Source organism: Caldimonas hydrothermalis (assembly GCF_056746695.1).
In genome coordinates this window covers 101,487-113,637 of record NZ_JBWQXA010000009.1, presented here as the reverse complement: position 1 = coordinate 113,637, position 12,151 = coordinate 101,487, and the positions used below count along the sequence as shown (strand labels likewise).

12 protein-coding genes are annotated in these 12,151 nt (G+C 68.5%); all 12 read right to left on the bottom strand.

What is annotated here, in order from left to right:
• Nucleotides 1-8 precede the first annotated feature (8 nt).
• Entirely contained in the window at nt 9-1,394 is a 1,386-nt protein-coding gene (gene hflK, locus AC1ECW_RS12310) for an FtsH protease activity modulator HflK (protein WP_409703494.1), read from the bottom strand.
• 2 nt (nt 1,395-1,396) lie between these two features.
• Nucleotides 1,397-2,608, bottom strand: a complete 1,212-nt coding sequence (gene hflX, locus AC1ECW_RS12305) for a GTPase HflX (protein ID WP_409703497.1) — start codon at nt 2,606-2,608, stop codon at nt 1,397-1,399.
• Nucleotides 2,609-2,671: 63 nt separating this feature from the next.
• Entirely contained in the window at nt 2,672-2,914 is a 243-nt protein-coding gene (gene hfq, locus AC1ECW_RS12300) for an RNA chaperone Hfq (RefSeq protein ID WP_409657616.1), read from the bottom strand.
• Between the two features lie 69 nt (nt 2,915-2,983).
• Entirely contained in the window at nt 2,984-4,333 is a 1,350-nt protein-coding gene (der, locus tag AC1ECW_RS12295) for a ribosome biogenesis GTPase Der (RefSeq protein ID WP_409703529.1), read from the bottom strand.
• Between the two features lie 23 nt (nt 4,334-4,356).
• On the bottom strand, nt 4,357-5,472 hold the full coding sequence (gene bamB, locus AC1ECW_RS12290) for an outer membrane protein assembly factor BamB (RefSeq protein ID WP_409703499.1): 1,116 nt from the start codon (nt 5,470-5,472) through the stop codon (nt 4,357-4,359).
• A complete protein-coding gene (locus AC1ECW_RS12285; protein ID WP_409703502.1) occupies nt 5,472-6,137 on the bottom strand; it encodes a YfgM family protein in 666 nt (221 codons plus the stop codon). Before AC1ECW_RS12285 ends, bamB begins: the two co-directional genes overlap by 1 nt.
• A gap of 46 nt (nt 6,138-6,183) precedes the next feature.
• Complete coding sequence (gene hisS / locus AC1ECW_RS12280; protein ID WP_409703505.1) at nt 6,184-7,470, bottom strand: histidine--tRNA ligase; 1,287 nt, start codon at nt 7,468-7,470, stop codon at nt 6,184-6,186.
• 54 nt (nt 7,471-7,524) lie between these two features.
• Nucleotides 7,525-8,832: a flavodoxin-dependent (E)-4-hydroxy-3-methylbut-2-enyl-diphosphate synthase gene (gene ispG / locus AC1ECW_RS12275; protein WP_409703508.1), complete on the bottom strand. Its 1,308-nt coding sequence runs from the start codon at nt 8,830-8,832 to the stop codon at nt 7,525-7,527.
• Nucleotides 8,833-8,837: 5 nt separating this feature from the next.
• On the bottom strand, nt 8,838-9,668 hold the full coding sequence (locus tag AC1ECW_RS12270; RefSeq protein ID WP_409703511.1) for a helix-turn-helix domain-containing protein: 831 nt from the start codon (nt 9,666-9,668) through the stop codon (nt 8,838-8,840).
• Nucleotides 9,661-10,473, bottom strand: a complete 813-nt coding sequence (pilW, locus tag AC1ECW_RS12265) for a type IV pilus biogenesis/stability protein PilW (RefSeq protein WP_409703514.1) — start codon at nt 10,471-10,473, stop codon at nt 9,661-9,663. Before pilW ends, AC1ECW_RS12270 begins: the two co-directional genes overlap by 8 nt.
• Nucleotides 10,474-10,486: 13 nt before the next feature.
• On the bottom strand, nt 10,487-11,617 hold the full coding sequence (gene rlmN, locus AC1ECW_RS12260; protein WP_409703517.1) for a dual-specificity RNA methyltransferase RlmN: 1,131 nt from the start codon (nt 11,615-11,617) through the stop codon (nt 10,487-10,489).
• Nucleotides 11,618-11,658: 41 nt separating this feature from the next.
• A complete protein-coding gene (gene ndk / locus AC1ECW_RS12255; RefSeq protein ID WP_409703520.1) occupies nt 11,659-12,084 on the bottom strand; it encodes a nucleoside-diphosphate kinase in 426 nt (141 codons plus the stop codon).
• Nucleotides 12,085-12,151: the final 67 nt, after the last annotated feature.

Below are 12,151 nucleotides of genomic sequence, written 5' to 3'. Positions count from 1 at the left end.
CTCAGCGGTCAACGCACATCGCGCTCTCGGCTGCGCTGCGGGTCGCGCAGGCGGTTGTCACTGGACAGCGGCAGCGGCTGCTGGGTCTGGGTTTGGGTCTCGGCGGAAGGAGCCGCCTGGGCCGGCCCTTGCACCGCACCGGCCTGCATCAGCTTGTCCAGCGGCAGGTACAGCAGGCTGTTGTTGCGCGTGTCGATCATGATCTTGCTGACGTTGCTGTAGATCTGCTGCATGGTCTCGATGTAGAGGCGGTCGCGCGTGACGGCCGGCGCCTTCTGGTATTCGGCCAGCACGCTGCGGAAGCGGTCGGCATCGCCCTCGGCCTGCGCGATGACGCGGGCGCGGTAGGCCTCGGCCTCCTCCCGCAGACGCGCCGCCGTGCCCTGGGCGCGAGGGATCACATCGTTGGCATAGGCTTGGCCCTCGTTCTTCAGGCGTTCGCGGTCGGCGCTGGCCTTGAGGGCGTCGTCGAAGGCCGCCTGCACCTGCTCGGGGGCCTGCACGCTCTGGATGTTCACATTGGAAATCACGATGCCCGCGCGCAGGCGATCCAGTTGCGTTTGGATGGACTTGACGAGTTCGGCGGCGATCGCGTCACGCTGCTCGTACAGCACGGCATCCATCGCACTGCGGCCGACGATCTCGCGCACGGCCGACTCGGCCGCCTGGACCACGGCATCGTCGGGCCGGCGGTTCTCGAACAGGTAGTCCTTGACGTCCTTCAGGCGGTATTGCACCGTGAAGCGGATGTCCACGATGTTTTCGTCCTGGGTCAGCATGGACGAGTCGCGCAGGCCCGTGGCCTGAACGACGGACATGCTGCCCACGTCCACCGAGCGCAACTGGGTGACCGGAACGGTCTCGTGGGACTGGAAAGGATATGGCAAGCGCCATTTGAAGCCGGCCTCGGTGGTGTGGCTGTAGCGGCCGAAGGTCATGACCACGGCTTGCTGACCTTCCTGGACGATGAAGAAGCCGCTGCCTAACCAGATCAGTGCCACCACACCGACGATCAAGCCCGCCCCGATGCCCGCCCCTTTCATGTCCGGCGGTTGAAAGCCTCCGCCCGAGCCGTTGCCGTTGGGACGCTGCGGCCCGCCGGGTCGGCCGCCGAACAGTCCGCTGAGCTTGCGGTTGAAGTCGCGCCAAAGCTCATCGAGATCGGGGGGGCCGTCGTTGCGCCCGCCGCCGCCCGAACCCTGGTTGCGCGTGGGCTCACTGCCCTGGGGGTCGAGGCGGCGTCCCCAGCGCGGATCGTTCAGATTGAACAGCCCGCGCAGCGGGCGCAGCATGGTCACCAGCAGGGCTCTGAACAGCGCAAGCCCCACGCCGGCCAGGCGCTGGACAAAGCCGGCCTGTGCGGCGGAGGATTCGGAGAGGGAGCGAATGTTCATGCTCATGCGACAAGGACGGTGTTTCGGAGAGCATCCGGCAGGACCGCTCCGGGTTCGGTGGAAGTGTCGACCGCAGACGGCACGGGGAGCTGTGCCCCGAGGGCTGCCTCGGCCACGGCGCGGCGCAGGCTGTCCAGCCCTTCCCCGGTGGCTGCACTGACGAACACCCGCGGCACCGAGCGGTGCGGCGCCAGCTCGAAGCGATCGACCATCTCCCGGGGACGCTGGCTGAGCTCCAGCCGGTCCAGTTTGTTGAAGACCAGGATCTGAGGGAGTTCCGCAGCCCCGATCTCGCCCAGCACGCGCTGCACCTCCTCGACCTGCTCACGCCACAGGGGGCTGGCGGCATCGACCACGTGCAGCAAAAGGTCGGCGTCGGCCGCCTCCTGCAGCGTGGCCTGGAAGGCCTCGACCAGGCCATGAGGCAGGTCGCGGATGAAGCCCACCGTGTCGGACAGGCTGACCGCGCAGCCGGCGTCGGCGAGGTAAAGCTGGCGCGTGGTGGTGTCCAGCGTGGCAAAGAGCTGGTCGGCCGCATAGGCGCGTGCCTTGACCAGGGCATTGAACATCGTGGACTTGCCGGCGTTGGTGTAGCCCACCAGCGAGACCTTGAAGGTGCCGTTACGCTCGCGCGAGCGACGCTGCGTCTGGCGCTGGCGCTTGACGCGGTCGAGCTGGGCCTTGAGCGACTTGATGCGCTGGCCGATCATGCGCCGGTCGAGTTCGATCTGCGTCTCGCCCGGCCCCCCCCGATGCCCCACCCCGCCGCGCTGGCGCTCCAGGTGGCTCCAGCGGCGCACCAGGCGGGTCGAGAGGTATTGCAGCCGGGCCAGTTCGACCTGCAGCTTGCCTTCGTGGCTGCGTGCGCGCTGCGCGAAGATTTCCAGGATGAGCATCGTTCGGTCGGCCACAGGCACACCGAGAAAGCGTTCGAGATTGCGCTGCTGGGCCGGGGACAGCGCCTGGTCGAACAGCACGCCGGCAGCGTTGTGCTGGCCGACCAGGGCCTTGATCTCCTCGGCCTTGCCCTGCCCGACGAACAGGGCGGCGTCCGGGGCCTTGCGGCGCGCCGTCAGCCGCGCCACGGGGGTGTCGCCGGCCGACTGCGCCAGCAAGGCGAGCTCGTCCAGGGTCGGATCGAATGAGGAGCCAGGGCCAAGATCCACCCCCACCAGGATGGTGGGCTGGGGCACATCCGCTGCCGGGGCATTCAAGGTCTGTGTCACCTCAGGCGGGTGGCGAACGCCGCCCGGCCGGGCCGGGCCTGCTTTCGCGCATCAGTGGGATTCAGTCTGCTCGTTAGGATGGAAATTCACCGCACGACCGGGCACGACAGTGGAGATGGCATGCTTGTAAACCATCTGGGTGACGGTGTTGCGCAAGAGCACCACATACTGATCGAAAGACTCAATATGGCCCTGCAGCTTGATGCCGTTGACCAGGTAGATCGAGACCGGCACGTGCTCTTTGCGAAGCAGGTTCAAAAACGGGTCTTGGAGGAGTTGCCCTTTGTTGCTCACGATATTCTCCGTGTTGGATATTTTGGAAGACGCACGTTAACACACCACCGTGCGCATTCCGGGGATTAGTCAGGAATCCTTGTCTGAGAAGGGGTTGCGGGACGAGCGCATTTCCACCCTCAGAGGTGTGCCCACCAGCTTGAAATGATCCCGGATGCGCCCTTCGAGGTAGCGCTTGTAGGCGTCGGTGACGTGCTCGAGCGAATTGCCGTGCACGACGACCACCGGCGGGTTCATGCCCCCTTGGTGCGCATAGCGCAACTTCGGACGGAACATCCCGGAACGCTTGGGGGCCTGGTGCTGCACCGCCTCGTGCACCAGCCGGGTCAGCACCGGGGTGCTCATCTTCTTGAAGGCCGACTCATGGGCCTGGGCGATCGCCTTCCACAGCGGCCCCAGCCCCTGCCGGCGCAGCGCGGAGATGTGCAGCCGAGGGGCAAAGCGCAGGAAGGCCAAGCGCTGCTCGATCGAGCGCTCGAGCATCTGGCGCTGGTAGTCGTCCACCGCGTCCCATTTGTTGATCGCGATCACCACCGCCCGGCCGCTGTCGAGGACGTAGCCGGCGATGTGAGCATCCTGGTCGCTCACCCCCTGAGTGGCGTCGAGCAGGAGCACCACCACGTGGGCCTCGGAGATCGCCTGCAGGGTCTTGACCACCGAGAACTTCTCGATCGCTTCGAACACCCGCCCCTTGCGACGCAGGCCGGCGGTGTCGATGATCTCGAAGCGTCGGCCGTCGCGCTCCAGCGGGACGCGGATGGCATCGCGCGTTGTGCCGGGCAGATCGAAGGCCACCAGGCGCTCCTCACCCAGCCAGGTGTTGATCAGCGTGGATTTGCCCACATTGGGCCGGCCCGCGACGGCCAGACGGATGACGCGGTCCTGCGGCTCCTGTGCCGGCTCCCCCTCGTCGTCCTCGGGCGGCGGCGGCAGATGCTCGAACACCGCATCGACCAGGCTGCGGATGCCCTGGCCATGGGCGGCGGAGACCGGCTGCGGCTCGCCCAGTCCGAGCTCGAAGAACTCGGCCAGCTGCGGGCCGTCTTGCATGCCTTCAGCCTTGTTCGCCGCCAGCACCACGGGCTTGCCGGTGGCGCGCAGGTAGCGGGCGATGTCGTGGTCCTGGGCCGACAGGCCGGCGCGCACGTCGACGACGAAGACGATGGCATCGGCCTCGGCCACGGCCTGGCGGGTCTGCTTGGCCATCTCGCGCACGATACCGCTGTCGGCGTCGGGCTCGAAGCCGCCGGTGTCGATGACGATGTAGTCCCGCCCGCCGAGCCTGCCATCGCCGTAGTGGCGATCGCGGGTCAGGCCGGCGAAGTCGGCGACGATGGCATCGCGGGACTTCGTCAGGCGGTTGAACAGCGTGGACTTGCCCACGTTGGGCCGCCCGACGAGGGCGATCACGGGTTTCACGACGAGGTCCCCCGTGCAGCGGTTCATTCGGGACGCCATGCGATGAGGCTGCCCGCACGGGTCAGCACCACCAGGCGGTCGCCCACCTGAAGGGGCGCGGCGGCGATGCCGCTGCCGTCGGTGGCGGCACGGCCGACCGGCTGCCCGTCACGGCGAGACAGGAAGTGCACATACCCCTGCCCGTCCCCCACGATCACGCTGTCACCGGCGGCCAGCGGGGCGGTCAGGCCCCGGAAGCGCAGCGCCTCCACGGTCCAGGCCACCTCCCCGTCACGGACCCGGTAGGCGGTGATGCGGTCGGTGCCGTCCACGCCGTAGACCTGCTCGGCGTCCATGGCCAGCCCCACCGAGCCGTTGGACGCCTTGCTCCACAGCAATCCCGCGCGGCGCGCGTCCACGCAGCCCACAGCAGCCTGGAAGGAGCGCACGCACACGGTCTCGCCCAAGCGTGCCGCCGGCCCGACGAGATCGGCCAGCCGTTCGACCTCGTTGGTGCCGCGCGGCGTGGCCACCGGCACTTCCCAGCGCACGCTGCCGCGCAGTGGGTCGAGTCCCGCCAGTCGGGGCCCCTGCCCCACCAGCAGCGTGTCGCCCACGGGGAGCAGCACGCCCTGTTGGGCCAGGGTCAGCGGTTCGCCGGGACGCTGTAACACCCACAGTCGCGCACCGGTGGCTGCATCGAAGGCGTGGACGGAGCGGTCCTGGGCATACACGAACACGCGCTCTCCGGCCACCAGGGGAGCGGTCAGTGAGCGTGCCGTGAGGCGCTGGCGCCACAAGACCTCACCATCGCGCAAGACGACTACTTCGTTGTCGCGCGTGAGCACCGCCACGTGCCGACCATCGCTGCCCACCCCGGCCGACAAGGGCATGTCGAGCTGGGCACGCCAGCGCCACTGTCCCGTCGCGGCATCGAGCAGGCCCACCGACCCATCGTCTGAGGCCACCGCGATCATGCCGCCTGCCGCCTGCAGACGCACCGGCATACGCACCGGGCCCACCGATTGCCGCCAGGCCACCGCCACGCGCACGATATCGGGGGCAGGTTGCACCAGCGGTGTCGGTTCGGGCCGCTGGGGCGCGCTCGAGCAAGCTGCCAGCAGGAATGCCGCCGCCCCCACGGTTGCCAGGCGCCACATCAGCGCACCTCCCCGGCCGACTCGGACGGGGCGGCGCCCAGTGCGGTCAGCTTGGCCTCGACCACACGCCGGTAGTCCAGACCGGGATCGAGCGAGCGATGGGCCTTCTCATATTCCTGGCGGGCCTGATCGGGTCGGCCCTGGGCCAGATGAATGTCGCCGCGGCGGTCGGCCGCCAGGCCTTCATAGGCCGCAGGGATGTCCTTGCTGACCAGGGCCAGGGCCTCGTCGTACGCCTTCTCGTCCAGCAACAGGCCCGCCAAGCGCAGACGGGCGATGATGCGCAGATCCGGCTCCGAGGCCTGGTCGGCCACCCAGCGCAGCGTGTCGCGGGCCGCAGGGAGCTGGTCGCGATCGGCCAGGGCCCGGGCAGCCACCAGCCCCGCCTGCCCCGCATAAGCGGTGCGCGGGTGGCGCGAGCGAAGATCCTCGAACGCCTGCCGCACCTTGTCGATCTCGCCGGCCTGGGCTGCCTGCTCCAGGGCGTCGTACAGCGCGCTGGCTTTGGCGCCCTGATCGCGCTGCCAGTAGTTCCAGCCGTTCCACGCGGCAAAGGCCCCGAGCACCAGGATGAGGGTCCAGGTGATCAGGTTGCCATACTGGCGCCAGAAGTGCTTGAGTCGTTCGACTTGCTCTTGTTCTTCGAGATCGAGATGGGTGGCCATGGAAAGGTTCGTCCAACGGCAGCCCTTACGGCCGCCAAACAGCAGATTATGCGTCGAGCAGTTCGGCCGCCCAGGCGGCCGGGCTGTCCAGGGGGCGCAGCACCTGGGGTTGCTGGGCGTCTCGCAGGGCCTTGACGGCCACCTGCCCCTGCGCCAGCTCGTCCTCACCGAAGACCAGCGCAAAGCGTGCACCGCTGGCATCGGCTTTCTTGAACTGGCTCTTCATGCTGCCCGGCCCGTCCTTGCCGGCCGCATGCATCAGCACCGACACACCGGCGGCGCGCAGGCCCTCGATCAACTGCAAGGCGCGCGGCAGCGCCGAGGCCTGCGGGATGACGGCGTAGGCGTGAGGGGCCGGTGCGCCAGGCTGCACCCCCAGCTCCTTGAGCAGTTCCAGCACCCGCTCCACCCCCAGGGCCCAGCCCACCGCGGGCGCCGGCTTGCCGCCGATCTGCTCGATGAGGTAGTCATAGCGCCCCCCGCCGCACACCGTGCCCTGCGATCCCAGGCGGTCGGTGACCCACTCGAAGACGGTGAGGTTGTAGTAGTCCATCCCGCGCACCAGGCGCGGATTGATGCGGTAGGCCACACCGTTGGCATCGAGCGCCGCCCGGACGGCGTCGAGATGCTTGAGCGAAGCCTCACCGAGAAAGTCCATCAGTTTCGGCGCCGCCTCGACGAGCGATTGCATGGCAGGGTTCTTGGTGTCCAGGATGCGCAGGGGGTTGCTGTGCAGCCGGCGCTGCGCATCGACGTCGAGCTGGTCGCGGTGGCGCTCGAAGTAGGCGATCAGCGCCTCGCGATGGGCACGGCGCTCCTGCGGCTGCCCGAGGCTGTTGAGCTCCAGGCGCACATCGGTCAGACCGATGTCGCGCCACAGGCTGCGGCACATGAGGATCAGCTCGGCGTCCACGTCCGGGCCGGCAAAGCCCAGGGCCTCGGCCCCGATCTGGTGGAACTGGCGGTATCGGCCGCGTTGAGGCCGCTCGTGGCGGAACATCGGGCCCATGTAGTAGACGCGCTTGCCACCGTCGTACAGCAGCGAGTGCTCGGCCACGGCACGCACCACACCGGCGGTGTTCTCGGGGCGCAGCGTGAGCTGGTCGCCGTTCATGCGGTCCTCGAAGGAGTACATCTCCTTCTCGACGATGTCGGTGACCTCCCCGAGCCCGCGCACGAACAGCGCCGTGGGCTCCACGATGGGGGTGCGAATGTTGGCGTAGCCATAGCGCGCCATCAGTGCGCGCACCTTGTCCTCGAACCATTCCCAGCGCGCCGAATCCGGCGGCAGGATGTCGTTCATGCCTTTGATGGCCTTCAATGCTTCTGCCATGTGTGCTCTTCTCGTGATGCCGCCGGGCCCCACCCCCCGTGCGCGCGCAGTGTCTCAGGTCCGTGGGGCCGGTGCGGCCTGCGAGGCCTGGCCGAAACGCCGCTCGATGTACTCCTCGACCAGGCGCTGGAAGTCCTGCGCAATGCCCTCCCCGCGCAGCGTGACGGCTTTCTCGCCATCGATGTAGACCGGGGCAGCCGGCGCCTCGCCGGTGCCGGGCAGGCTGATGCCGATATCGGCATGCTTGCTCTCGCCAGGCCCATTGACGATGCACCCCATCACCGCCACCTTCATCGCCTCCACGCCCGGGTAGCGGGCCCTCCACACCGGCATCTGTGAGCGCAGGTAGTCGTCGATCTGCTTGGCCAGCTCCTGGAACACGGTGCTGGTGGTGCGCCCGCAGCCCGGGCAGGCTGTCACGCTGGGCACGAAGGCGCGCAGACCCAGGGCCTGCAGGATCTCCAGGGCCACGACCACCTCCTGGGTGCGCGCTTCGCCGGGCTGGGGCGTGAGGGAGACGCGGATCGTGTCGCCGATGCCTTCTTGCAGCAGCACCGACAGCGCTGCTGCCGAAGCGACGGTGCCCTTGGTCCCCATGCCGGCCTCGGTGAGCCCCAGGTGCAGCGGATGGTCACAGCGGGCCGCCAGTGCCCGGTAGACGCTGATCAGGTCCTGGACGCCGCTGACCTTGCAGGACAGGATGATCTGCTCGCGGCGCATGCCCAGCTCCTGCGCACGACGCGCCGAGCCCAGGGCCGAGGCCACGAGCGCCTGGTACATCACCTGCCGGGCATCCCAGGGCTGCTTGCGCTTGGCGTTTTCGTCCATCAACTGGGCCAGCAGCTCCTGGTCGAGGCTGCCCCAGTTGACGCCGATGCGCACCGGACGGTCGTGCCGCAGGGCCACCTCGATCATCTGCGCGAACTGGCGGTCGCGCTTGTCGCCTTTGCCCACGTTGCCCGGGTTGATGCGGTACTTTGACAGCGCTTCGGCGCAGCCGGGGAACTCGGTGAGCAGCTTGTGGCCGTTGTAGTGGAAGTCGCCGACGAGGGGCACGTCGATGCCCATGCGGTCGAGCTGTTCGCGGATGGCGGGCACCGCCTGCGCCGCCTCGGGGGTGTTGACCGTGATGCGCACCATCTCGGAGCCGGCCAGGGCCAGCTCCTTGACCTGGATAGCCGTGCCGATGACATCGACGGTGTCGGTGTTGGTCATCGACTGGACGCGCACCGGCGCATCCCCGCCCACGGTGACCACGCGCGATCCCCAGGCCACACGGGCCTGCAACGAGCGCCGCGGCGCTGCTTGCGCGGCCGCGATCGGGGTTTCGTCGTCGAGGGTCTGCAAGCTTGCGGGACTCATCGTGCTCACCGGATGTCGAAACGGGCGACGTTCTCGCGCCGGAAGGGGGTCATGTCGAAGACCTCGCCGCGCACACGAAGTTCGGTCGCGTCGGCATTGCCCACACGCACGCGCATCGGGAAGGCGCCTTCCAGCGCCACTTCCTCGCCAGGGGCGAGCAGCCTGGACAGCAGAGTCCGCCCGTTGGCGTCCTGGATCTCCACCCAGCTCTCGGCACGGGTGCGCACCACCACGGGTGGCGCAGAGGGGGCCGGCACCGAGGCCTGGGAGACCGCCGCCGGCGCCGAGGCCGCTTCGGCGTCGGATGCGGGGGCGTCGAGGCTGGCCGCCGGCTCCACCGGCACCACCTCCACGGTGACGCCGCTCGTCGTCGCAGCGCCATCGCGGCCGAGCCAGGTCTGCCAGGTGCTCGTGGGGATCCACCACAGCACCATCGAGCCGGCCATCAGCAGCGCCGCCCCCCAGACCGCCGGGCGCCGCAGCAGGCCCAGACCGGGAAGGCCCTCGCGCGGCTGTGCCGGATCCCGGAAGGGCTGGTTCAGCCCCTGCGCCACCTCCTCGAGCTGTGACAGCGTGCCCGGCGAGGGCAGCAGGGCCAGGACGGGCGCCGGATCGATCTTGAGCGAGCGGCACACGGTCTGGGCCAGGGCCCGGGCGAAGGTCGCGTCGGGCAACTCGTCGAGACGGTCGGCTTCCAGCGCTTCGAGCTTGCGCACCGAGACCTTGATCGACGCGGCAAGCTGGGCGATATGCACGCCCTGGGCCAGACGCGCCGCCCGGATCATCTCACCGGCACTGGGCTCGGTGGGCCCCTGCGCAGTCTGCCCCTCAGTCATCGAAACGCCCCCGCTCAAAGTTGGCGGCCTCGCGCGATTGCGGGAAGCGCTGGCGCAGTTCACGACCGAGTTCGTTGGCCCCGCCGCGGTTGCCCAGGCGGTGCTCGATGCGCGCAGCCAGCCACAGGCTTTCGGCGTTGACCAGCTCGGGAACGGCATTGACCCGCCGCACGTAAAAGCGCGCGCGTTCGTACTCGCCTTCGCGATAGAGCACCAGCGCGAGGTTCATCGCGGCCACCGGGTTGCCGGGATCGAGTTCGTAGGCCCGCGCCAGCGTCTTCTCGGCCTCGGCCACTTGGCCGGCATTGGCCTGACACACGCCCTTGGCAACCAGGGTGCGCGCAACCTCGCGGTACTCCGGCATCGCCAGGGCCCGGTTGAACTGCGCAAACGCATCGGCATAGCGCCGTTGCTGGCATAGGAACCAGCCGTAGTTGTGTACCGCCCCTGCATCGCGCGGATCGAGCTGCATGGCGCGGCGGAAACTTTCCTCGGCCGGCCCCGCCTGTCCCAGGGCGGCATGGATCAGCCCGGCCAGGTTGTGGGCATCGGCCATGTTGGGCTGCAAGGCAAGCGCCTGGCGCACTTCATTGAGGGCCGTGCCATGCTGGCCCTGACCGAAATAGGCCACGGCCAGGTCGAAGCGGATGCGTGCACGGCGCTGAACCTCGCCTTCGTCGACGCGCCCGGTCTGGCTGCTGCTGCCGCTGGCCGCCGGCGGCGCGGAGGCACAGCCTCCCAGCATCAGCACCAGGGCCAGCCCTGCAGCCAGCCAGACGGGCATGGGGCGTTCGCGCACGCTCATGAACGGGTCTCCTTCACGGGGCACCGCCCGATGCCGGGCGGACCTGGATGCGGATGGGCTGGCGGGTCAGGCGGCGCTGGACGTTGGTGCGGTCGCGCACCTCGCCGGCCAGCTGCCCGCAGGCCGCGTCGATGTCGTCGCCCCGTGTCTTGCGCACGGTGGTGACCAGGCCCGCGTCGGTCAGGACTCGGGCGAAGGCTTGCACCCGCTCGCGCCCAGAGCGCTTCAGGCCCGAGGCCGGGAACGGGTTGAAGGGAATGAGGTTGAACTTGCAGCGCACCCGATCGCGCACGAGCGCGACCAGTTCACGTGCATGGGCCTCGGTGTCGTTCACACCGTCGAGCATGCAGTACTCGAAAGTGATGAAGTCCCGGGGGGCCGACTCCAGATAACGCCCGCAGGCCTCGAGCAGCTCGGCCAGAGGATACTTGCGGTTCAGGGGCACCAGCTCGTCGCGCAGCGCATCATTGGGTGCATGCAGCGAGACGGCCAGGGCCACCGGGCAATCCTCGCGCAGGCGGTCCATCATCGGCACCACGCCCGAGGTGGACACCGTAACGCGCCGCCGCGACAGGCCGTAGCCATGGTCATCGAGCATGGTGCGCAGCGCCGGCACCAGGGCATGGTAGTTCTGTAGCGGCTCGCCCATGCCCATCATGACCACATTGGTGATCGCGCGTTCCCCGGCCGGCAGGCCCAGCCGCTGGCGCAGGTGGTGCTCGGCAAACCACAGTTGGGCGAGGATCTCGCCAGTGCCGAGATTGCGGCTGAAGCCCTGGTGGCCGGTGGAGCAGAAGCGGCAGCCCACGGCACAACCCGCCTGCGAGGACACGCACAGCGTGCCGCGGTCGTCCTCGGGGATGAAGACGGCTTCGACGGCATTGCCGTCGCCCACGTCGAAGAGCCACTTGATGGTGCCGTCGGACGAGGCCTGCTCGGTCAGCACCGGCAAGGGCCGCACCTGCGCCACGCCGACGAGCTTGTCGCGCAGGGACTTGGCCAGATCGCTCATCTGGCCGAAATCGCACACGCCCTTCTGGTGGATCCAGCGGAAGAGCTGGACGGCGCGGAAGCGCTTCTCGCCCAGCCCTTCGCAGTAGGCAGCCAGCCCGTCGAGATCGAAGTCGAGGAGGTTGACCGCCATGGGCATGCCCCGCGCAAGGATGCGAAGGTCTGCGGCCGCGTTCAGCGGCTGTAGACGTTCATGCCGGGGAAGAAGAAGGCCACTTCCACGGCGGCGGTTTCAGGGGCATCCGAGCCGTGCACCGCGTTGGCATCGATGCTGTCGGCGAAGTCGGCGCGGATGGTGCCTTTCTCGGCCTTCTTCGGGTCGGTGGCGCCCATCAGCTCACGGTTCTTCGCGATGGCGTTCTCACCCTCCAGAACCTGGACCATCACCGGGCCCGAGATCATGAACTCGACCAGGTCCTTGAAGAAGGGACGCTCCTTGTGCACGGCATAGAAGGCCTCGGCCTCACCGCGCGACAGATGCACCATCTTGGCGGCAACGATCTTCAGACCGGCCGCCTCGAAGCGGCTGAGGATCTGGCCGATCACGTTTTTGGCCACGGCATCGGGTTTGATGATCGACAGGGTGCGTTCGATCGCCATGAAATTTCTCCTGAATCAAGGACTTGGCAAAACCTTGGATTGTAACCCTTGCAGTGCGTTCACCGGC